This window comes from Klebsiella sp. GG_Kp173, assembly GCF_040062415.1.
GTDB lineage: Bacteria > Pseudomonadota > Gammaproteobacteria > Enterobacterales > Enterobacteriaceae > Klebsiella > Klebsiella quasipneumoniae.
Genome location: NZ_JBEAFZ010000008.1, coordinates 98,403 through 120,986 on the forward strand (window position 1 = coordinate 98,403; position 22,584 = coordinate 120,986).

Consider the following 22,584-nt stretch of genomic DNA (forward strand, 5'->3'; position numbering starts at 1 on the left):
TACAACCGGAGATGCGTCAAAATTGGGGCCAGGAATGGAAAGGGCGCTATATTACTGGATGGCAGAACGTTCGTCACGTCCTCCTCACGGTTCATTTTCAGGCTTCTGCGCCCGCGGAATGGGTGAGAAAAAATCAAAATAGCCCCAGCTGTCCTGTCACTATTGTAGCAAAGTCGTCGTTGACGAAGGGCAGGATCCCTTCCGCTACCGGCTGCAGCTGCTTTGACAAATAGTGGTCGTAATCGAGTGGCGACTGCTGATAATCCACCGGTTCCGGACCGCCGGTGGTCCAGACGTATTTGATGGTGCCGCGTTGCTGATACTGCTGCGCCCGACCCCGCTTCAGGTTGTGCTCATCGGCAAGCCTCGCGGCGCGCACGTGCGGCGGCACGTTGCGCTGATACTCCGCCAGCGGCCGACGCAGGCGTTTGCGATAAACCAGCTGCTCATCGAGCTCGCCGTTCATCAGCCTGGCGATAGTCTCCCGCACATAATCCTGATAGGGCTGGTTGCGAAAGATGCGCAGGTACAGCTCCTGCTGAAACTGCTGGGCCAGCGGCGTCCAGTCGGTGCGCACGGTTTCCAGACCCTTGAAAACCATGCGCTGGCCGTCGCCCTCCTGAATCATTCCGGCGTAACGCTTCTTGCTGCCGGTATCGGCGCCGCGGATCGTCGGCATCAAAAAGCGGCAGAAGTGGGTTTCGTATTCCAGCTCCAGGGCGCTGGTTAGCTGGAGTTTGCCAAGCTCCTGCGCCCACCAGGCGTTGACGTCGTTCACCAGCGTCCGGCCGATCTCCGCCGCCTGCGCTTCGCTGTGCGGGCGCTTAAGCCAGACGAAGGTGGAGTCGGTATCGCCGTAGATGACGTCATAACCATTGGCTTCAATTAACGCTTTAGTCTGACGCATGATCGCGTGGCCGCGCATGGTGATCGACGAGGCGAGACGTGGGTCGAAGAAGCGGCAGGCGCTGGTGCCCAGCACGCCGTAAAAAGCGTTCATGATGATCTTCAGCGCCTGGGAGAGCGGCTTATTGTGCTGGCGCTTGGCTTCATCGCGGCCGTGCCAGATCTGGCTGACAATCCCCGGCAGGCAGTGCTTGTCTCGCGAGAAGCGGGCGCCGAGGAAGCCCTCAACGCTGTGCTGGTCATCGGGCTGCGCCAGGCCCTCCACCAGGCCGACCGGATCGATTAAAAAGGTGCGAATGATCGACGGATACAGGCTCTTGTAGTCCAGCACCAGCACCGAGTCATACAGGCCGGGGCGGGAGTCCATCACATAGCCGCCGGGGCTCGCCTGGGGCGGCACGTCGCCGAGGTTCGGCGCCACGTAGCCCAGGCGGTGCATGCGCGGAAAATAGAGGTGACTGAAGGCGGCGACCGAGCCGCCGTGGCGATCGGCGGGCAGGCCGTTGACCGTCGCCCGCTCGAGTAGAAACGGCATGATCTCCGTTTTGTGGAAGATCCGCGTCACCAGCTCGCAGTCCTGTAGGTTATAGATGGCCAGCGCCGGTTTATCTTCATGGAAGCGGCGATCGATCTCGTCCATCCGATCCCATGGGTTGTCGATGGCTTTGCCTTCGCCCAGCAGCTCGCGGGCCACCGCCTCCAGCGAAAAGGAGGAGAAATTCCAGAACGCCGATTTCAGCGCGTCGATGCCGTCAATAATCAGCCGGCCGTGGGCCTGGGCGAAGAAGACACCGTTCTTAAAACCGTGCTCGCGCCACTCCAGCTCGCTGTTGCCGCGGCCGAGCCTTAGCGGGATGCGGTAGCGTTCGGCATGCTTTTGCAGGACGCGCAGATCGAACTGCACCACGTTCCAGCCGATCAGCACGTCGGGGTCGTGATCGGCAAACCAGGCGTTGAGTTTTTCCAGCAGCAGGGGGCGACTGGCGACGTAGACCAGATCGAAATCGACGTCTGGCGGCGTTTCCGGTTCGGGGCCCAGCATGTAGACCACCCGCTGACCGCAGCCTTGCAGGCCGATGCAGTACAGCTCGCCGTGGCGGCTGGTTTCGATATCCAGCGACACCCATTTTAGCGGCGGGCGATAGTCAGGATTGGGTTTCATGCGCGCGTTAACCAGCTGCGGGCCGCGCGTTTCGCCTTCCACCCACACCGGGGCGGTAATAAAGCGCTCCATCAGGTAGCGCTCCGGCGGACGGATATCGCCCTCATAGAGGGTGACGCCGCTGTCGCGGAGCATCTTCTCCAGACGCATCAGTTGACGATGGGCGCGGCAGTAGAGGCCGACAACCGGCTGGCGATGGAAATCTTTCAGGGCCAGCGGGGCGAAGCGGAAGCCTTTCTCACCCTGCAGCAGTCGCTCAGCCTGCGCCCGCTGCGCTTCGGGGATAAAAGCGACGGACTCCTGCGGCGGCAGCGTGACCTGCAGCGGGCCGTCGTCGGTGGCCAGCCAGAAGGAAAGCTCGGTGCCTTGCGGAGTGTCCCGCCAGTGACGGGTGAGTAGAAAACCTGCTCGTGGCTGGGTCACGGGTGCTCTCGATGATAAAAAACCAGGCCTGATTATAGCCTGGTTTCTCAATGAATGCTGGGATTTTATACAGGTATTCGGCGCTGAGGTGGCCCCCGGATTTCGGCTTGCGCCTTATCCGGTCTGCCAGACGGTGCAGAGCCGTAGCCCTGCTAAACGCAGCGCGAGCAGGGTGATTATTGGCCGTAGTAGGCTTTGGCTCCATGCTTACGCAGATAGTGTTTATCCAGCAGCGTCTGCTGCATATCCGGCAGCTGCGGCGCCAGCTGGCGGCAGAAGATGCCCATATAGGCGATCTCTTCCAGCACGATGGCGTTATGCACCGCGTCTTCGGCGTTTTTACCCCACGCGAACGGGCCGTGGGAATGAACCAGCACGCCGGGCATCTGCGCCGGGTCGATCTCGCGCTGGCGGAAGGTTTCGACAATCACCTTGCCGGTTTCCCATTCGTATTCGCCGTTGATCTCCGCATCGGTCATCAGCCGGGTGCAGGGCACCGGACCATAGAAATAGTCGGCGTGGGTGGTGCCGGTCGCCGGAATAGCTTGCCCGGCCTGCGCCCAGATGGTGGCGTGGCGCGAATGGGTATGCACAATGCCGCCCAGCGTCGGGAAGGCCTGATACAGCAGGCGATGGGTCGGGGTATCCGACGAGGGTTTCTTCTTACCCTCCACCACTTCGCCGCTCTCCAGACTGACCACCACCATATCGTCGGCGGTCATCACGAGGTAATCCACGCCGGAGGGTTTGATAACCAGAACGCCCTGGTCGCGGTCGACGGCGCTGACGTTGCCCCAGGTTAAGGTCACCAGATTATGCTGCGGCAGCGCTAAGTTGGCTTCCAGCACCTGGCGTTTAAGATCTTCTAACATAGTGTGCTCCGAATAGCAGGCGAGTCGGGTATCCCTCACCCCGACCCTCTCCTGGCGGGAGAGGGAGAAAGGCGGCATCGCGCCAGGCCGGTACCCTCTCCCCGGCGGGGAGAGGGGGAGGGTGAGGGGGCGACCTCTTAGCGTTTTGAACCGTAATAGACTTCATTCCAGCGCAGCGCGTCTTTGAAGGCCGGCAGACGGGTGTCGTTGTCGATGACCGTCAGCTCGATATCATTCAGCTCGGCGAACTGGCGCATATCGTCGAGGTTCAGCGCATGGCTGAAGACGGTATGGTGCGCGCCGCCGGCGATGATCCAGGCTTCCGAAGCGGTACGCAGATCCGGCTGCGCTTTCCACAGGGCGTTGGCCACCGGCAGCTTCGGCAGGTCATGCGGGGTCGGGACGGTTTCGATGGTATTGACCAGAAGACGGAAGCGGTCTCCCAGGTCGATCAGGCTGGCGACAATCGCCGGGCCGGTCTGAGTATTGAAGATCAGGCGCGCCGGATCCGCTTTGCCGCCGATGCCCAGCGGCTGGACGTCGAGGATCGGTTTCTCGGCGGTGGCGATCGTCGGGCACACTTCCAGCATGTGCGAGCCGAGCACCAGATCGTTGCCGTTGTCGAAGTGGTAGGTGTAATCCTCCATAAAGGAGGTGCCGCCCTGCAGACCAGTTGACATCACCTTCATGATGCGAAGCAGAGCGGCGGTTTTCCAGTCGCCCTCGCCGGCAAAGCCGTAGCCCTGCTGCATCAGGCGCTGTACGGCGAGCCCCGGGAGCTGTTTCAGGCCGTGGAGATCTTCAAAGGTGGTGGTAAAGGCGTGGAAACCGCCCTGTTCGAGGAAGCGTTTCATCCCCAGCTCAATGCGCGCGGCGTCCAGCACGTTCTGACGCTTGTCGCCGTGAACCTGCGCCGCCGGGGTCAGACGATAGCTGCTCTCGTATTCATCGACCAGGGCGCTGATATCGCCGTCGCTGACGCTGTTGACCACTTGCACCAGATCGCCGACCGCCCAGGTGTTCACCGAGAAGCCAAACTTGATCTGCGCCGCGACTTTATCGCCGTCGGTCACCGCCACTTCGCGCATGTTATCGCCGAAACGGCACACTTTAAGATGACGGGTATCCTGTCTGGAGACCGCCTGGCGCATCCAGCCGCCGATGCGCTGGTGGGCCTCTTTATCCTGCCAGTGGCCGGTCACCACGCTGTGCTGCTGGCGCATACGGGCGCCGATGAAGCCGAACTCGCGGCCGCCGTGCGCGGTCTGGTTCAGGTTCATAAAGTCCATATCGATGCTGTCCCAGGGCAGCGCGGCATTGTACTGCGTATGGAACTGTAGCAGCGGCTTGTTGAGAATGGTCAGGCCGTTGATCCACATTTTTGCCGGCGAGAAAGTGTGCAGCCAGACCACTAACCCGGCACATTTGTCATCGTAGTTAGCGTCGCGGCAGATGTGGGTGATCTCGTCCGGGGTGGTGCCCAGCGGCTTAAGGACCAGTTTGCACGGCAGTTTGGCTTCCGCATTCAGGCTGTTCACCACATGTTCGGCATGCTTCGTCACCTGGCGCAGGGCTTCCGGGCCGTACAGATGTTGGCTGCCAATAACGAACCATATTTCATAGTTATCAAAAATCGTCATTTTCGTATCCTTAATGGGTGAGCGCTGCCTGAGATTGCGGGGCTTTTTCCGCCTTTGCAGCCGAAGGGAGATAGTGTTGTTCGGCGCTGACCGACCACTGTTGGTAGCGCTGATAGAGTTGTTCGAAACGCTGTGCCTGCGCCGGGCGCGGCTGCAGGGTGGTTTCCACCTGGCTTGCCATCCGCTGCTGGGCGGCTGGAATATCCTCATAGACGCCGGCGGCGACGGCGGCGAAGATAGCCGCCCCCAGCGCGCAGCACTGATCGGAGGCGACAATTTGCAGCGGACGGTTCAGCACGTCGCAGCAGGCCTGCATGATGACCTGGTTTTTCCGCGCGATACCGCCGAGCGCCATGACGTTGTTAACCGGGATCCCCTGCTCGGTGAAGCACTCCATAATGGCGCGGGCGCCGAAGGCGGTGGCGGCGATCAGACCGCCGAACAGCGCCGGCGCGTCGGTGGCCAGGTTAAGGTCGGTGATCACCCCTTTCAGGCGCTGGTTGGCATTCGGCGTGCGACGGCCGTTGAACCAGTCAAGCACCACCGGCAGATGCTCCAGCGATGGATTGTTGGCCCAGGCTTCGGTGAGCGCCGGCAGTAACTGTTTTTGGCTGGCTTTGATTTGCTCCCGCAACGCTGGCTGCTGCTGGGCTAGCTGCTCCAGCGGCCAGCCGAGAATGCGACCAAACCAGGCGTAAATATCGCCGAAGGCGGACTGGCCTGCCTCCATACCGATAAAGTGCGGGACCACGCTGCCGTCGACCTGGCCGCAGATGCCTTTGACCGTGCGGTCGCCGACGCTCTCTTTATCGGCAATCAGAATGTCGCAGGTGGAGGTGCCGATGACTTTCACCAGCGCGTTAGGCTGCGCGCCGGCGCCCACGGCGCCCATATGGCAGTCGAAGGCGCCGCCGGAGATGGCCACGGTCTGCGACAGGCCCAGGCGCTGGGCCCACTCTGCGCTCAGCGTGCCGACCGGCACATCGGCCGTCCAGGTATCGGTGAACAGCGGCCAGGCCAGATGCTGGTTAATGATGGGATCAAGCTCATCGAAGAAGCTGGCCGGCGGCAGACCGCCCCAGCTCTCATGCCACAGGGATTTATGCCCGGCGCTGCAGCGGCCGCGGCGCAGATCCTGCGGACGGGTGGTGCCGGAGAGCAGGGCGGGCACCCAGTCGCAAAGCTCCACCCACGAGGCGGCTGCCTGGGCGACGGCGTTATCTTCCCGGGTGACGTGGAGGATTTTGGCCCAGAACCATTCGCTGGAGTAGATCCCGCCAATATAGCGCGAGTAATCTTCTTTGCCCGGCTGGTGGCACAGGCGGGTGATCGCCTCGGCTTCCTCGACCGCGGTGTGATCCTTCCACAGGACAAACATGGCGTTAGGGTTGTCAGCGAATTCTTCGCGCAGCGCCAGCACGTTGCCCTCGGCATCAACGGGAGCCGGGGTTGAGCCGGTGCTGTCGACGCCAATGCCCACGACGTCGGCGCGCTGTTCGGCGCTCAGGGAGGCAAGTACGCTTTTCAGCGCCGCTTCCATGGACTCGATGTAATCTCGCGGGTGGTGGCGGAACCGGTTGTTAGCGCCATCGCAATACTGTCCTTCCCGCCAGCGCGGATACCACTCCACGCTTGCCGCCAGTTCTGCGCCGGAGGCGCATTCCACCGCCAGGGCGCGGACTGAGTCACTACCAAAGTCGAGGCCAATCGCAATTGCCATCTTGTTACTCCATGCAGAAATCATTCATGCAGCAACAGTAGATATCCCCGGCAAAATCCGTCAGGCCGGATTCGCTAATCTTATGGATTATTTTGCTGTCACCTCGCAAAGTGTGACGCCGTGCAAATATTCGATGTGGACTTTCCTGCCGTATTTATAGACACTTTTGTTACCCGGCATATCACGGTGGAATGCACGCCGCTGGCGCTTTTTTCGCTTGCTGTGCGGCTTTTTAGCGAAATTCCCACTGCCGTCGCAGTCGTGACAGGGCCGAGAGCGATAAAATGATGAATATGGACAATTGGTGTCACTAATACCTTCGGGGAGAACCACGCGTATGGCCGAAACGCAAAACGATCCGCTGCTGCCGGGCTACTCTTTTAACGCTCATCTGGTCACCGGTCTGACGCCGATTGAGGCGCAGGGATACCTGGATTTTTTTATCGACCGCCCGCTGGGTATGAAAGGCTATATCCTCAACCTGACGATCCGCGGCGAGGGGGTGATCAACAACCACGGCGAGCAGTTTGTCTGCCGGCCGGGCGATATGCTGCTGTTCCCGCCGGGGGAGATCCATCACTACGGCCGCCATCCCGACGCCAGCGAGTGGTATCACCAGTGGGTCTACTTCCGCCCGCGCGCCTACTGGCACGAGTGGCTCAACTGGCCGACCATCTTCGCCCAGACCGGCTTTTTCCGTCCGGACGAGCAGTGGCAGGCGCGCTTTGGCGAGCTGTTCGGCCAGATAGTCGATGCCGGACAGGGGGCGGGGCGCTATTCCGAACTGCTGGCGATTAATCTGCTGGAACAGCTCCTGCTGCGGCGGATGGAGGCGATCAACGAATCGCTGCATCCGCCGCTGGATAACCGGGTGCGCGACGCCTGCCAGTACATCAGCGACCATCTGGCGGACAGCCATTTTGATATCGCCAGCGTCGCCCAGCACGTCTGCCTGTCGCCCTCGCGTCTGTCGCACCTGTTCCGCCAGCAGTTAGGGATCAGCGTGCTCGGCTGGCGTGAAGACCAGCGCATCAGCCAGGCCAAACTGTTGCTGAGCACCACGCGGATGCCGATCGCCACCGTCGGGCGCAACGTCGGCTTTGAAGATCAGCTCTATTTTTCCCGCGTGTTCAAAAAATGCACCGGCGCCAGCCCGAGCGAATTCCGCGCGGGATGTGAATAAAAAGTAAAGAAAGTGAAATGATGACCCGCTTAAATGTCACAGCCAGTAAACTATTAAGACAATTGTTGGCTTGACGACGGCGCGATGGCTTCGGAGAATCCGGGCTTCGTTTTTTAACCGGGTACATTATGCAAGCATTGCTCGAACACTTTATTACCCAATCCACGGTCTACTCGTTGTTAGCCGTGATGCTAGTGGCCTTTCTCGAGTCGCTGGCGCTGGTGGGGCTTATTTTACCCGGAACGGTGATGATGGCCGGCCTTGGGGCGCTGATTGGCGGCGGTGAGGTTAATTTCTGGCAGGCGTGGCTGGCGGGGATCGTGGGCTGTCTGCTGGGAGACTGGATCTCATTCTGGCTCGGCTGGCGCTTTAAAAAGCCGCTGCACCGCTGGTCGTTCATGAAGAAAAACCGCGCCCTGCTGGAAAAAACCGAGCATGCGCTGCACCAGCACAGCATGCTCACCATCCTGATTGGCCGCTTTGTCGGGCCGACACGTCCGCTGGTGCCGATGGTCGCCGGGATGCTCGACCTGCCGGTGGCCAAATTCGTGCTCCCGAATATTATCGGCTGTCTGCTCTGGCCGCCGCTCTATTTCCTGCCGGGGATTCTCGCCGGCGCGGCGATTGATATTCCGGCCGATGAAAACAGCGCCAGCTTTCAATGGCTGCTGCTGGGGGCGGCGCTGCTGGCCTGGCTGGCGGGGTGGCTGTGCTGGCGGCTGTGGCGGAGCGCGAAAACGTCTGGCGATCGGCTGTCCCGCTGGCTGCCGCGCGGGCGTCTGCTGTGGCTGGCGCCGTGTATGGTCGCGCTGGCGGCAACGGCGTTAACATTTGTCTTCCGCCATCCGCTGATGCCGGTCTATCTGGCGATCCTGCACAAGGTTATCGCGCGCTGATCCCCATCAGATGCGAGGCGCTGCTGCGGCCGCTTAACAGCTCGGCGGTAGCGCCATCCCAGACAATGCGCCCTTCGGCGACCACAATCGAGCGCGGCGCGATGCGCGCGGCATCTTCCACGCTGTGCGAAACCATCAGCAGGGTGAGCTGCTGCTGTTCACAGACATCCGCCACCAGCGCCAGCATCTCCTGACGCAGCGCCGGGTCGAGCGCCGAGAAGGGTTCATCCAGCAGCAGCACCGGCTGCTGGCGCACCAGACAGCGGGCCAGCGCCGCGCGCTGCCGTTGACCGCCGGAGAGCGCTCCCGGCAGGCGGTCAAGCAGGGCATCAATTCCCATCTGGACGGCAATCGCCGTGACTTTCTGCTGCTGTTCGCGGCTCAGTTTCAGGCCAGGGTGGATCCCGAGGCTGATATTCTGCCGAATGGTCAGATGGTTAAACAGGTTATTCTCCTGGAACAGCATCGAGACCGGACGCTGCGCCGGCGGCGTCGCGTGATGCGTCTCGCCGTTAATCTGCAGGCTGCCGCTGGCGGGCGGCAGAAAACCGGCGATCAGATTCAGCAGGGTGCTCTTTCCGGCGCCGCTGGGGCCGAGCACAGCGATGCGCTCGCCGCGCGCGACGTCGAGAGTAAAGCGCATCGGCAGATGCTGGTACAGCCAGGTCACATCATTGAGTTTTAGCATCACGCCCCGGAAGTTTTTCAATCAGCGTAAATAGTAAGAAACAGAGCAGCAGCAGAAGCAGAGCGGTGACGGCGCCGTCCTGGCTGCGGTAGGCGCCTATCTGCTGGTAGAGATAGAAAGGCAGGGTGCGGAACGCCTCGTTGCCGAACAGCGCCACCACGCCGAAGTCGCCAATCGACAGCACGCAGGCGAAGGCTAACGCCTGGGCTAGGGGGCGCCGGAGCGCGCGAAGTTCGATGACCCGCAGTCGCGTCAGGCCTTCGATCCCCAGCGACTGGCACAGCATATTGTAGCGGACGGCAATGTCGCGCATCGGGTTTTCCAGCACTTTAAGCGCGTAGGGGATCGCCATCAGAGCGTTGGTAAAGATGACGATGCCGTCGGCGGACTCCGGCAGGCCGATGCTGTTATTGAGCAGCAGAAAGAAGCCGGTAGCCAGCACGATGCCCGGCATGGCAAGGATCAGCATGCCGCTCAGCTCCATCGCCTGCCCGGCCAGCGGCCGCTGACGGGCGCGCAGCTCGCGACTGCTCCATAGCAGCATCATTGTCAGGGTCACGCTCAACAGCCCGGCGGCGATGGCGATGCGCAGGGAAGTCGTTAATGCCTGCCAGAGGGCGGGCTGCGCCAGCACGTCCAGCATATTGCGGTTGACCCCGTCGACGATGACCGCCAGCAGCGGCGGCAGCAGCAGCAGCAGGGCGGCGCCGATCAGCAACCCATCGCTCAGCCGGCTATGCAGGCGATCGTCAGGGTCACGCCAGCCGCGGACATGGCTGACGCCGATGGCCACCGCTTTACTGAGGCGCTGGCTGAGCAGCACCAGCCCGAGGCAGCAGAGCATCTGAATCAACGCCAGCATTGCCGCTCGCGCCGGATCGTAGTCAAAGCTCAGCGCCTGGTAGATAGCCAGCTCAATCGTGGTGGCCTTCGGGCCGCCGCCCAGCGACAGCACGGTGGCGAAGCTGGCAAAGCAGAGCATAAAAATCAGCGCGGCGACGGCAGGAATGTGCCGGCGCATCCATGGCCATTCGACGAGGCGGAAGAAGGCATAGCCGCGCATGCCAAGCTGGGCGGCAATTTGCCGCTGCTCGCCGGGAATGTTCTCCAGCGCCTGCAGCAGCAGGCGGGTGGCCATCGGCATATTGAAAAAGACGTGCGCCAACAGGATGCCCTGCAGGCCGTAAGGTGAGAAATCCCACTGCCAGCCAAAAGTGTGAAACAGCGAGGCCAGCCAGCCCTGGCGGCCATAGACGCTGAGGATGCCGAACACCGCCACCAGCACCGGCAGGATCAGGGTCATCGCGCACAGACGCAGCAGCAACGTGCGGCCGGGGAAGCGACGCCGATAAAGCGCGCGGGCGAGAAAGATAGCCGGCCCCACCGAGAGCAGCGCTGACAGCGACGCCTGCCAGAAGGAGAAGCGCACCACATGCCAGAGGTAGCTATCGCTGAAGACCGTCCGCCAGCCCGCGCCGGGCGCGCTGAACCACAGCGCCAGAAACGCCGCCAGCGCGACGGCGCAGAGCAGCGTAGCGGCGAACAGGCCCGGCAGCAGCCCGCTCAGGTTTAGCGGCTGACGGCGCGTTGCCATGCGCTAATCCAGGTCTGACGCTCGCTGGCGACCTGCTGCGGGGTAAACGTCAGCGTGGTCTGCGGTTTTACCAGGCTTGCAAAACCGGCCGGCAGCGCGACCTGGGTCACCGGATACATCCAGTTGCCGGTGGGGATGGCGTTCTGGAAGCCAGGCGAGACCATGAATTTGAGGAATTTTTCCGCCAGTTCCGGCTGCTTGCTGGCGGCGGTGCGGGCGGCAACTTCGACCTGCAGATAGTGGCCTTCGGCGAAGTTCGCCGCCGCATAGTTGTCTTTCTTCTCTTCAATCATGTGGTAGGCCGGCGAGGTGGTGTAGCTCAAGACCAGGTCGCTTTCCCCTTTCAGGAACAGACCGTAGGCTTCGCTCCAGCCCTTGGTGACGGTAACGGTTTTCGCCGCCAGCTTCTGCCAGGCCTCGGGCGCTTTATCGCCATAGACCTTTTGCATCCACAGCAGCAGCCCCAGCCCCGGGGTACTGGTGCGCGGATCTTCATAGATGACCCGCCATTTTTGCGGGCTCTCGACCAGCTCTTTCAGGCTCTTCGGCGGGTTGGCCAGTTTGTTTTTGTCATAGACGAAGGCGAAATAGCCGTAGTCGTAGGGGACAAAGGTGTCGTTATCCCAGCCGCCCGGCACGCTGACCGCGCTGGCGGGAACCTGGCTTTTAGCGAACAGCTGACTCTGTGCCGCGGCTTCCAGCAGGTTGTTATCCAGGCCCAGCACGACGTCAGCCTTGCTGTTCTTGCCTTCCATGCGCAGACGATTGAGCAGCGAAACGCCATCTTCCAGCGCGACGTACTTCAGCTCGCAGCCGCAGTCCGCTTCAAACGCTTTTTTGACCGCCGGGCCGGGGCCCCAGTCGGCAGAGAAGGAGTCATAGGTATAGACGGTGAGGACAGGCTTAGCCAGAGCGGGCATGGCGACCAGCGCCAGCAGCGGGAGTAATTTTTTCAGCACTTTGCACCTCAGAAAAAAGGGGTGGCAAAGGATTTTGAGTGAGCCTCAAATCCCTTCGCCGGCGTTATCCGGATCAGGTTCGACGGGTATTTTCTCAGCCCATACGCTTCATCCTTCAAGCCGCATCTGCGTTAGCTTCGCGCGTTCACCCCAGTCACATAGTTATCTATGCTCCAGGGGATTCACCCGCTTGCTGCCTTGATGCAACTTGAATGATATTGCGTATGTTTATTAGCACCCCGTTGAGAACGGCCTTAGTGTAATGATTTTGTCAGATGACGGAAAGCGCTTACGGCTCCGGCGGCGCAAACCATGCGGATTTAAAATCGAACCAGCCGAGGGTGTTCATCCGCACGCCGCGCATACTGCGCTGGCCCTGAATCATCAGCCAGTGATGGATCAGCGGCACGATATGCTGGCTGGCCAGCAGGCGCTGACTCCAGGTGGCCGGATTAAACTCTCCCGCGCGCCAGCGGCTGGCGTCTTCCTGCCAGTCGATGGGGATGCAGCGCTGAATCAGCGGGACTTCGTACAGATAGGCGAATAGCGAGAATTCGATTGGCAAGGTGAAGTTAACGCTGTTGAGCCAGATATCGCTGACTACCTCGCCGCGATGCCAGGCATCGTACTCCAGCTCCTGGATCTCCAGCTTCACCTGATGCGCGGCCAGCAGGTCGCGCATGATCCCGCCGATCACCCGGTGTTCGACGTGATCGCGGTAATAGGTGAGGGTGACCGTCTCCAGCCCCGCCGGCTTGTCGCTGGCGTGATTGCTGGCGTGATGCCAGCGCGGCAGCAGGCCGTAGGCGGGAAACCAGTTGCCCTGGTAGTGTTCGCCCGCATGGTAGAGCAGGTTGGCGGGCTGAAACAGATAGCTTAGCCAGCGGCGCACCGCGTCGTTGGCCCCCAGCGGGCTTCGCGAGTCAAACAGCAGGTAGTAGCACCCCTCTTCCAGACGACTCTCCACCGCCTTTTCGCTTTCGGTATTGCCCTGCAGCGTCAGGCCGCCGTTGGGCTCTTCGCTAATTTCCGGTAGCACCCAGACGTTCACCTCATCGATCAGCGCCCGGTAGCCAAAATAGTCCTCAAAGGCGTGGATCTTGAGCTGGTTCTGATTGTTACGCACCACGGCATACGGGCCGGTGCCGACCGGCATCGAAGAAAAGTGGTTCATGGTCTGCCACTCCTGCGGCAGCACCATCGCTGGCACCTGGCCCAGCAGCCAGGGCAGCCAGCGGTCGGGCTGGCGCAGATGAATATCCAGGGTCCAGGCGGTGGGCGACTCGATGCGTTCGATATGCGAATAGAGCGGCAGGGCATTGCTGCGCTGCAGAGAAGCGATCACATCGCTCATCTCCAGCTCACGGCCATGGTGAAAATGGATGCCTGGCCGGAGGAAAAAGCGCCAGTGGGTGGGCGTCAACTGCTGCCAGTGGTGGGCAATATCAGCTTCCAGTTCCCCATTTTCCTCATTTACCCGCGTCAGCGCGCTGAATATTTGCCGGGCGATATGGGTTTCCGAACGTCGCAGCGCGCTGCCGGGCAGTAAATTCTTCATCGGCCGGTAGTAGAGCACGCGCAGGATGTGCCGCCCCTGGCGGAAGCTGCGCCCGAGATGCGAGACCAGCATCTGACGGACGGCGGCTTTATCGCCGACCAGCTGCACCAGCTGATCGATGCGATCCTGTTCAAGCAGATCTTCGGCACGCTGCTGCTGCAGGGCGAGGCCGGTATAGAGAAAGGTCAGCCGCGAGCGTTTTCCGCGGCCAGCCTCCGCCTCCCAGGTCAGCCAGCCGCGGGACTCCATCATATTGAGCAAGGTGCGCATGTGGCGGCGCGAGCAGCTCAGCATTTCCGCCAGCTCGTTGAGGGTGGTCTCCTGCGACTTGCCGTCGCAGCACTGCCATAGACGGATGAACTGTTGTTGCAGACGGCCGGAAGACATAAAAGGGGAACTCCTGCGCAAAACTCAGCAATTTATTACTCCCCATATTAAGCCAATAATGAATCCCGATGAAGCGAGGAGGTGAATATGATGAGGTCTACCGCAAAATCGTTCTACCAGCGCTACTTTTCTGCGACGCAGGAAGCGTCCTGGCTGGCCCGCCTGATGGCAGGACGACAGCAGGAAATCCTGGGCGAACTGATGCAGTGGGGAGTGACGTCAAAGACCTCTGATCATTGACTTGCAGACATCATGTGTGACTGAGTATTGGTGTTATACTCGTCGTTTTTCAAGCTGCAGGTGCGCGCGCTTGCCCGGGTCTATCGCTGTCGATGCTCCCAGAGCCTATGTTCTGGCCGCGTGAATCGCCCCTACGGGACTCACCCTTTCGGAGCCAGCGTAAGCGCTGCGCAAAACGGTTAACCGTTTGTCCTGCAACGTGAAATCCACAGAGTATAGAATCACCCGCCAGCAGAAAGCCTCTGCTGGCTTTTTTCGTTTACTTCGCGTGTGTTAAGGACATTTCATGCTGTGGTTGATGACGATGGGACGACGGCTAAACGGCGTCTATGCCGCCTTTATGCTGGTTGCTTTTATGATGGGCGTGGCGGGCGCATTGCAGGCGCCGACGTTGAGTTTGTTTCTCAGCCGCGAAGTGGGGGCGCAGCCGTTCTGGGTGGGCCTGTTCTACACCGTGAATGCGATAGCCGGGATCCTGGTGAGTCTGGCGCTGGCCAAGCGCTCCGATAGCCGCGGCGACCGGCGGCGGTTAATTATGTTCTGCTGTCTGATGGCGGTAGGCAATGCGCTGCTGTTTGCCTTCAACCGGCACTATCTGACGCTGATCACCTGTGGGGTGATGCTGGCATCCATCGCTAACGCCGCCATGCCGCAGCTCTTTGCCCTGGCGCGGGAATATGCCGACAGCTCGGCGCGGGAAGTGGTGATGTTCAGCTCGGTCATGCGTGCCCAGCTGTCTCTGGCGTGGGTGATTGGCCCGCCGCTGGCCTTTATGCTGGCGCTCAACTATGGCTTTACCACCATGTTCTCTATTGCGGCGGGCATCTTTGCGATCAGCCTGGCGCTGATTGCGGTCAAACTGCCCTCGGTTCCGCGCGTGGAACAGCCCTCGGAAGAGGCGGAGGCGCTGGCGCAGGCCGGCGGCTGGCAGGACAAGAATGTGCGGATGCTGTTTATCGCCTCCACCCTGATGTGGACCTGCAACACCATGTATATCATTGATATGCCGCTGTGGATCAGCAGCGATCTCGGGCTTCCCGACAGTCTGGCCGGGATCCTGATGGGCACCGCCGCCGGCCTGGAGATTCCGGCGATGATCCTCGCCGGCTACTACGTGAAGCGCTTTGGTAAACGTAAAATGATGGTAGCGGCGGTGGCGGCCGGTGTGCTGTTTTATCTGGGGCTGATCCTGTTTCATGGCCGAACGGCGCTGCTGGCCCTGCAGCTGTTCAACGCCATTTTTATCGGCATAATCGCCGGGATCGGCATGCTGTGGTTCCAGGATTTAATGCCGGGACGCGCGGGGGCGGCGACCACCCTGTTTACCAACAGTATTTCCACTGGCGTGATCCTCGCCGGCGTGATGCAGGGGGCGCTGTCGCAGAGCTATGGCCACGCCAGCGTCTACTGGACGATCGCCGCGATTTCGCTGGTGACGCTGTTTTTAACCAGCAAGGTGAAAGATATCTGACCGTCCTCTTCGCCCCGGCGTGCAATTCGCCGGGGCCGCCGTCTTTACTTCAGTTCGATTCGCTTGATGTCGCCGATGATAAAAATGTAGGCAATCACACCGATCAGCGCCGTCAGGCCGACGTAGATCAGTGCGTAAAAGAAGTTACCCGTTGCGGAGATAATCACGCCAATTATCAGTGGGGCTATAATCGACGCCATATTAGCGCAGAAATTAAATATCCCGCCGGTCAGGCCTGCCATATTTTCCGGGGCAATGTCAGAAATTAACGTCCAGCCCAGACCAACCATTCCCTGACCAAAAAATGCCACTGACATAATAATAATAACGGTGCTGTTGGCGCTCACCCAGTTCGCCGCAATAATACAGCTGGAGAGTAATAATCCGGAAATTATTGGTAACTTCCGACTGATATTGACGGAGCCGGTTCGCTTCAGCAGTCGGTCCGAGATCCAGCCGCCGAAGAGGATGCCGATGGCGGCGGCGAGAAACGGCCAGGTGGCGAAGAAGCCAACGTGCAGCCAGGGAAGATGGCGCTCGTTGGCCAGATAGCTGGGAAACCACGTCAGGAAAAACACCAGCGTGGTGTTGCCCGCAAACTGACCCAGACTGGCGCCGAGGATCTGGCGACAGCCCAGCAGGCGCCTGGCGTCACGCCAGTTAAATGGAACGTTCTGGATTTTATTGTTAATACCGTTTGCGCCGATATAATCCAGCTCCGCTTGATTAGCCGTGCGCGATTCATGGGGTTCGTGATAAAAACGCCACCACACCAAAGTAAATAAAATACCTAATCCGCCGGTGAGGAAAAAAAGCGTTCTCCAGCCGTGATGTTCGAGGATTAAAAATAACAGCGGTGAGAAGGCCGCCAGTCCTATATATTCACCAACCGTATATGTTGCCGTCGCACGTGCGCGCTCATGCTGCGGGAACCAGGTGCTGACGATGCGGCTGTTGGCCGGGAAGCAGGGCGCTTCACTGACGCCAAGTCCCAGGCGCAGAAGCAGCAGAGATTTAAGCCCGAGGGTGAAACTTTGCAGCAGGGTAAACAGCGACCAGAAGAAAATTGACAGGGCATAGGTCAGTTTGTTGCCGAAGCGGTCTAAAAACATGCCGCCGGGGATCTGCGCCAGGGCATAGGTCCAGGCAAAGGCGGAGAAAATGATGCCCATCATCGCCGGATCGATATGAATTTCCTGGGTTAACTGTGGGGCAACGATACCGAGGATGGTGCGGTCGAGATAATTGATCATCGTTCCGACGGACAACAGCAGTAAAATAACTATCCGAACGCGGCTTCTTTTTTTCGTCCCTGATGAGGAAGTGAGGACTTCCTGAGAGTTTGACATACTCATAGCGAGTTCCTTTAAAGTTTAAAATATTTTTGCATATATTTGTATATGCAAAAATATCTCCGGGAACTATAGGTAGTATCTATGAATGGCAACGCTTTGTGGCACATTCATACGCTTCAGAAAATAATATTTGATACACCGCCGATATTTACCCGCTCATGCACATTATTGGTGGCTTGCATGGTATATTAGCATCAGTGGATTTATTCTTATATTATACGGGCAAAAATAATGAACCTAAAGCAACTTTATTATTTTAAACGTCTGTCTGAAACTGAACATTATACCGAAGCGGCCTCCAGTCTGTGCATCACCCAGCCTTCGCTAAGCCATGCGATATCAGAACTGGAGAAGGAGTTAGGGGTCGCGCTGTTCGCCAGACAGGGACGGAACGTTAAAATTACGCAAAACGGCAAGCGTTTTCTGCCGTATGTCGAAGATGCCCTGGCCTCACTGGAAAATGGCCGCACAGTTTTGCAAAAAAACGGCGCTGAAAATAAAGAAAACATTCGTATCGCCTTTATTTACACGATGGGCGAATATGTTGTTCCGCAGTTAATTAATAAATATTCTCTTTCACCTGAGTTTCACAATGTGACTTTTTCTTTTACTCAAGGGACCTCGCTGACGCTGTTGCAGGAGCTGAAAGCGGGAAAAGTCGATCTGGCGATCTGCTCTTATATTGCCGATGAGCCCGATATCGATTTTATTCCGGTTATTCAGCAGGAGCTAGTGGTGGTGACCGCCAGGGATCATCCGCTGGCCCGTCTGTATGAACATGAAGTCGACCTCGCGGAGACGATTCATTATCCCTATATCTATTTTTCAGAAAATAGCGGCTTACGTCCGTTTATCGATAATGTATTTATGCAGCAAAAGCTGGTGCCGGAGATTGCCTGCTACGTGGAAGAGGATACCGCGATGGCCGGGCTGGTCAGCATTGACTACGGGATCGCGATCATGCCGCGGATCTCGGCGCTCTCCCATTACAACGTCCATATCCTGAAGATTAAAAACACCCTCCCTCCGCGCTATATCTATCTGGCGACCATGAAAGACCGGGGACTTTCCCCGGCGCTGCAGTCGTTTAAAAATGTGGTCATCCACGACAGCCAGAAGATCTGTTAGCGAATAGCCCGGAGAGGTCCTCCGGGCTAAGGGGTTATCAGGAGAGAATATCCATCACTTCACGCAGCTTATTGATGGCTATCTGTCCCGGCGCGGAAGCTTGACCCACGGTACCGAAGGTCATGGCTGAGCCAAAAAGACGCCCGGTCACCCGGCTGACGCCGCCTGATTTTCCCATCGACATGGTGATCAGCGGGCGGGTAGCATACTTCTCTTTCATGGTCAGCGTGGCGGCGAGCAGAGTCAGAACGTCCTGCGGCGATTGCGGCATCACCGCGATCTTCGGCAGATCGGCACCCAGATCTTGCATGCGGCGAAGGCGATAGATGATATCTTCCTGGGCGGGGGTTTTATGAAAATCATGGTTACTCATGATCACTTTGACGCCCGCGGCATGCGCATCGTCAACCAGCGCGCGGATCTGCGCTTCATCATTGAACAGCTCGACATCGATGACATCAACCAGTCCACTGCGCGCCGCTTCGCGGTTGAGCGCGAAGTAGGCATCGTCGCTGAGCTCGGTCTCGCCGCCTTCTTTCTTGCTGCGGAAGGTGAACAGCAACGGCAGGGCTTTCAGCGCACCACGGATTTCCGCCAGCGCGGCCATCACCTGGGCCATCTCTCTGACCTGCGTAAAGTGGTCAACGCGCCATTCGATGATATCGGCGCCGGCGTCGACCAGGCCGTGGGCGTTACCCAGTATTTCATCCAGCGTTTTGCCGATCAGCGGTACACAAATTAAGGTTTCCCCTTCCTGGAAGGTGATGTTCTTTACGGTAACTGCATTTGTCATGTAGGCATCCATTATTATTCGTGTTGAACCTCAGGCGGTGACTGCGGTGCGTGATACTTTTTGCGCCGCCCGAGCCTGCAGTTGACGATAGCCGATGTACAGGGCGATCACAAAGCCGATCACGGCGATCGCAAAATCAAACCACATAATGCTGGCAATACTGATCTGCGAAAGTTTGGCGGTGATCAGCGGGATCGTGAAGCTGGCGATACTGCCGGCGGTGTAGAAGATCCCGGTTGCCTTGCCTTTCCCGTTCGGGAAGCTCATCGCCATGATCGTCGCTCCCAGCTGTAGCACTCCGCCCGCGGCGGCAAAGCCGATGACAAAGGCGAAGCCGGTAACCATCATCGGCGTCGGGAACAGGCACACCAGCAGCAGCGAGACCATCGACAGGCCAGTATAGATGATCATGGCGACGGCAGAGCTGAACACCTCTTTGACGAAGGCAGCAGTCACGAAGACGCAGACCAACGACCCAACGGTATAGATGCTGAGCAGCTTAATCGCCGAGGCATAGGGCAGCCCGACCACGAACTGGCCGTACTGCGCCAGCCACTGGCTGACCAGATAGAACGTCGCCATGCCGATATAGCCGTACAGCGTGAAGATCATCATATCCAGTTTGTTGGCCTGCGGACGGGCGAACGTTTCCGCCTGTGGCTCAGGAGATTCCTCTTTTTTCGCTGCCTGGCTGTCAGGGAATGGCATTTTAAGCAGGTAAATCCCGCTCAGTACAAAGAGCGCCGCCGCAATCACGAACGACCAGCCGAACCATAGATTCGCCCAGATCAGGAAGCTGATAATGAACGGCAGCAGGAACTGTCCGGCGGAAACGAAGGCTTTGATCAGCACGTTGGCCCGGCTGGCGGAGTGCGGGAAAGATTCCATCAGCGCCGGATAGGTGCCGGAGTCGAGGAAGCTGTTCGCCAGGCCCGCCATAATGCCGAAGACATAGGCCAGATAGATATTTTTGGTCAGCAGAATGCCGATAAAAAAGATCAGATAGCTGAGGATCCCCAGATAAATAAAGGGTTTACGACCAAAGCGATCCGACAGAAAACCGGTCACGATGGTCGCTAACTTACCAATACCTAACGAGGAGATAACGATCGATACGCCGGCTTTATCTGTTCCCCACTGCTCCTGAAGATGAGCCATATTGAGGGTGATCAGCAGCACCCCCATGCCATGAATCAGGTAGTTGAGGTACAGCCCTGCCGCGGTAGGGACGTATTTATTTTTCATCGCTTGCCCCTTAGAACAGGATGCTTTTGATGTAATCAACCGGCATCTGTTTACCCGTCCAGATTTCGAACGCGCGCGCGCCTTGCCACAGCATCATCCCGAGGCCGTTTAGCGTGCGGCAGCCTTTTTTCTCAGCCACTTCCAGCAGGTGGGTTTTGCGCGGGTTGTATACGACGTCGGAGACGATCAGATCCGGACGCAGGAAGCTGTCGTCCGGCAGCAGCATCTGGCCTTCGAACGGCTTCATGCCGACCCCGGTGGCATTGGTCAGGATCACGCTGCTATCGATTTCGGCACGCAGTTTGTCATGATCGTCAAGATCGAACAGATGGATCTCACAGCGCGTGTTGTTGCGGATCTTGGCGACCGTTTCTTCGGCGTTGGCGAAGAATTTATCGCGACGGTTGAAGATGGAGATCGCCTTCACGCCATCCAGTGCCGCCTGGACGCAGAGTGCGGTCGCCGCGCCGCCGGCACCGAGCACGGTCATCTTCTTGCCAATGATATCGATACCCGCTTCGCTAAGGGCGCGCATATAGCCGGTGCCGTCGGTGATATGCCCGGTCAGGACGCCGTCGTCATTGACCACGGTATTCACCGCCCCGACCAGCTGCGCCGCCGGCGACAGCTTATCGAGATACTGGCAAATCTCGGTTTTGTTCGGCATAGAGACGTTAAAGCCGCGCAGCTTCAAAGCCCGGAAGCCCTGCACAACGTCTTTCAGCTCCTGATTACCGACTTCAAAAGCCAGGTAGACGTAGTCCAGCCCGAGATGGGCGAAAGCCTCGTTGTGCATGGTGGGCGACATGCTGTGGCGAATCGGGGTGGCGATCAGACCAATCAGCTCAGTGTGTCCAGTAATACGTTCTGCCATGACAAAAATCCTCAATAAGTTAGAAAGGGAATTCGTTGTGCTTCGCGGCTGCCCAGCGCACCCATGTCTTCGAGGGTGTCCAGCACGTTGCGGCCTTCGCGGATGCCGTCGATAATGCGTCGCGCCATCACGCTGTCGCCGATATTCATGATTTTGACGTTATTGGCATTGGCCCAGCGTTCGATCTCGTCGAGACCCGTCCGGTTGGCGCGCATCCCCAGACAGACAAAGCCGTAGTCGAAGGGGATATCGAAGGTGTGCTGTGTATTTTTCACCTGGAAATGGTCGGCAGCCACCGCCATCAGTTGCGTATTCATGTGCTGTTCGACCTGTTGCTCGTCGAGCATGGTCAACATGGCATTCTTGGTAATGATGTCGAGATCGCGACCGGCGGCGTCCTGCATTTCGATTAAGACCGCCTGCGCGCCGCGAGCGGTAAAGTATTCGATGACGTCGAGGCCAACGGCGCCCGCGCCGACAACGGCGATGCGTTTGCCCTCGACATGGGTAAATTTCGCCAGATTGTCGATCATGCCGGTAATGGAGAAGACTTTGCCTTCCGCGGCGTCAATATTCTCCCGCAGTCCAGCAATGGGCGGCAGCAGGGGGGTTGAGCCGGTGGCATTGACGATCAGATGTGGACGCAGGGCGGAAACCGAGGCCACGTCTGCCCGTTTGCCGACCTGCAGCATCAGGTTGTCCAGCGCGGCGATGCGGTTTTTCATAAACTGCGGGAAATCCGCGATGCGTTTTTTCTCCGGCAGACGAGCGATATCGCTGGCGAGACCGCCGACGTGATTTTTCGCCTCCAGCAGCCAGGTGTGGCAGCCGACTTCCGCCGCGGTGCAGGCGGCCTCCATCCCGGCAGTGCCGGCGCCGATGACGACCACGTTCGTTTCGCGATTAACGCGCCGCGTTTTGTAGGCATCGCCGTGAATGATGTCCGGGTTAATTGAACAGCGCAGCGGGCGCGAGCGGGCGATGCGATGGTCGGCGCAGCCGATGTTGCAGGAGATGCATTTGCGCATCAGGCGCTCTTTACCGCTTTGCACCTTCTGCACCCACTCCGGCTCGGCAATCAGACCGCGACCAATGGCAATGAGATCGGCATCGCCGCTGGCGAGGATATCCTCGGCCACCTGCGGGGTACGGATATTGCCGGCGATGACCGTGGGCTTATGGAATTTATCGCGCACCGCGCGGGAGAGGTAACGCTTCCAGCCATCCTCCAGCGACATCTGGTCGATTTGCAGATTCAGGTTGTCGTTCTGCGCCGCCGAGACGTTGATGATATCGACCTTCTCCTGACAGAGCTCAAGGATGCGCAAGGAATCTTCGAGGGTATTGCCGCCTTTGAGGAAGTCGTCGGCGCTGATGCGCAGGCTGACCGGAAAACGTGGCCCGACGCAGGCGCGAACTTTATCGACAATCAGACCTAAGGAAGGTGCGAACAAGTTCCTGATATGAGATCATCATATTCATCCGGAGCG

General features: G+C 59.0%; 17 protein-coding genes, 1 pseudogene and 1 riboswitch. Of the genes and pseudogenes, 5 read left to right on the top strand and 13 right to left on the bottom strand.

Annotated elements, in window-relative coordinates; translation table 11 throughout:
- Window positions 1-133: 133 nt before the first annotated feature.
- The 4 genes from polB to araB form a co-directional block, all read right to left on the bottom strand.
- Window positions 134-2,491: a DNA polymerase II gene (gene polB / locus ABLU50_RS07450; RefSeq protein ID WP_053810770.1), complete on the bottom strand. Its 2,358-nt coding sequence runs from the start codon at window positions 2,489-2,491 to the stop codon at window positions 134-136.
- A gap of 176 nt (window positions 2,492-2,667) precedes the next feature.
- Window positions 2,668-3,363 carry an L-ribulose-5-phosphate 4-epimerase gene (araD, locus tag ABLU50_RS07455; RefSeq protein WP_087833116.1) on the bottom strand — a complete coding sequence of 232 codons (696 nt, stop codon included), beginning with the start codon at window positions 3,361-3,363 and terminating at the stop codon, window positions 2,668-2,670.
- 137 nt (window positions 3,364-3,500) lie between these two features.
- On the bottom strand, window positions 3,501-5,003 hold the full coding sequence (gene araA / locus ABLU50_RS07460) for an L-arabinose isomerase (protein WP_004204297.1): 1,503 nt from the start codon (window positions 5,001-5,003) through the stop codon (window positions 3,501-3,503).
- 10 nt (window positions 5,004-5,013) lie between these two features.
- The gene (araB, locus tag ABLU50_RS07465; RefSeq protein ID WP_087833115.1) at window positions 5,014-6,723 is read right to left on the bottom strand and encodes a ribulokinase; all 1,710 of its coding nucleotides are present in this window, start codon (window positions 6,721-6,723) and stop codon (window positions 5,014-5,016) included.
- A gap of 337 nt (window positions 6,724-7,060) precedes the next feature.
- On the opposite strand from araB, the gene araC reads away from it, so the two are divergent.
- Together araC and ABLU50_RS07475 are read left to right on the top strand one after the other, a co-directional pair.
- Entirely contained in the window at window positions 7,061-7,906 is an 846-nt protein-coding gene (gene araC, locus ABLU50_RS07470) for an arabinose operon transcriptional regulator AraC (protein ID WP_004204301.1), read from the top strand.
- A gap of 128 nt (window positions 7,907-8,034) precedes the next feature.
- Window positions 8,035-8,802 carry a DedA family protein gene (locus tag ABLU50_RS07475; RefSeq protein WP_087833114.1) on the top strand — a complete coding sequence of 256 codons (768 nt, stop codon included), beginning with the start codon at window positions 8,035-8,037 and terminating at the stop codon, window positions 8,800-8,802.
- Here ABLU50_RS07475 and thiQ read toward each other — a convergent pair.
- The 4 genes from thiQ to sgrR all read right to left on the bottom strand — a co-directional run bounded on the left by thiQ (window position 8,789) and on the right by sgrR (window position 13,988).
- A complete protein-coding gene (thiQ, locus tag ABLU50_RS07480) occupies window positions 8,789-9,490 on the bottom strand; it encodes a thiamine ABC transporter ATP-binding protein ThiQ (protein WP_004204303.1) in 702 nt (233 codons plus the stop codon). The two genes, ABLU50_RS07475 and thiQ, sit on opposite strands and share 14 nt — an antisense overlap.
- Entirely contained in the window at window positions 9,474-11,084 is a 1,611-nt protein-coding gene (thiP, locus tag ABLU50_RS07485) for a thiamine/thiamine pyrophosphate ABC transporter permease ThiP (RefSeq protein WP_004204304.1), read from the bottom strand. Before thiP ends, thiQ begins: the two co-directional genes overlap by 17 nt.
- Complete coding sequence (gene thiB / locus ABLU50_RS07490; RefSeq protein WP_087833113.1) at window positions 11,060-12,043, bottom strand: thiamine ABC transporter substrate binding subunit; 984 nt, start codon at window positions 12,041-12,043, stop codon at window positions 11,060-11,062. Before thiB ends, thiP begins: the two co-directional genes overlap by 25 nt.
- Before the next feature lie 32 nt (window positions 12,044-12,075).
- A riboswitch (TPP riboswitch) is annotated at window positions 12,076-12,295 on the bottom strand.
- Between the two features lie 37 nt (window positions 12,296-12,332).
- Window positions 12,333-13,988: an HTH-type transcriptional regulator SgrR gene (sgrR, locus tag ABLU50_RS07495; RefSeq protein WP_049116636.1), complete on the bottom strand. Its 1,656-nt coding sequence runs from the start codon at window positions 13,986-13,988 to the stop codon at window positions 12,333-12,335.
- 87 nt (window positions 13,989-14,075) lie between these two features.
- Here sgrR and sgrT point away from each other — a divergent pair, with 87 nt between their 5' ends.
- Both sgrT and ABLU50_RS07505 read left to right on the top strand, forming a co-directional pair.
- On the top strand, window positions 14,076-14,228 hold the full coding sequence (gene sgrT / locus ABLU50_RS07500) for a glucose uptake inhibitor SgrT (RefSeq protein ID WP_004204309.1): 153 nt from the start codon (window positions 14,076-14,078) through the stop codon (window positions 14,226-14,228).
- A gap of 286 nt (window positions 14,229-14,514) precedes the next feature.
- The gene (locus ABLU50_RS07505) at window positions 14,515-15,699 is read left to right on the top strand and encodes a sugar efflux transporter (protein WP_023319717.1); all 1,185 of its coding nucleotides are present in this window, start codon (window positions 14,515-14,517) and stop codon (window positions 15,697-15,699) included.
- Window positions 15,700-15,743: 44 nt separating this feature from the next.
- Here the strand turns inward: ABLU50_RS07505 and ABLU50_RS07510 are convergent, their stop codons facing one another.
- The gene (locus ABLU50_RS07510; protein ID WP_004204313.1) at window positions 15,744-17,054 is read right to left on the bottom strand and encodes an MFS transporter; all 1,311 of its coding nucleotides are present in this window, start codon (window positions 17,052-17,054) and stop codon (window positions 15,744-15,746) included.
- Between the two features lie 231 nt (window positions 17,055-17,285).
- Here ABLU50_RS07510 and ABLU50_RS07515 point away from each other — a divergent pair, with 231 nt between their 5' ends.
- Entirely contained in the window at window positions 17,286-18,182 is an 897-nt protein-coding gene (locus ABLU50_RS07515) for a LysR family transcriptional regulator (protein ID WP_087833111.1), read from the top strand.
- A 37-nt stretch (window positions 18,183-18,219) separates the two neighbouring features.
- On the opposite strand, the gene aroD is transcribed toward ABLU50_RS07515, so the two are convergent.
- From aroD to ABLU50_RS07535, 4 genes and pseudogenes are all read right to left on the bottom strand, one after another.
- The gene (gene aroD, locus ABLU50_RS07520; protein ID WP_004204316.1) at window positions 18,220-18,975 is read right to left on the bottom strand and encodes a type I 3-dehydroquinate dehydratase; all 756 of its coding nucleotides are present in this window, start codon (window positions 18,973-18,975) and stop codon (window positions 18,220-18,222) included.
- A 30-nt stretch (window positions 18,976-19,005) separates the two neighbouring features.
- A complete protein-coding gene (locus tag ABLU50_RS07525) occupies window positions 19,006-20,220 on the bottom strand; it encodes an MFS transporter (protein WP_049093247.1) in 1,215 nt (404 codons plus the stop codon).
- 10 nt (window positions 20,221-20,230) lie between these two features.
- The gene (locus ABLU50_RS07530; RefSeq protein WP_017901194.1) at window positions 20,231-21,094 is read right to left on the bottom strand and encodes a shikimate dehydrogenase; all 864 of its coding nucleotides are present in this window, start codon (window positions 21,092-21,094) and stop codon (window positions 20,231-20,233) included.
- An 11-nt stretch (window positions 21,095-21,105) separates the two neighbouring features.
- Window positions 21,106-22,527, bottom strand: a pseudogene (locus ABLU50_RS07535) (FAD-dependent oxidoreductase); the annotation flags it as partial.
- Window positions 22,528-22,584 lie beyond the last annotated feature (57 nt).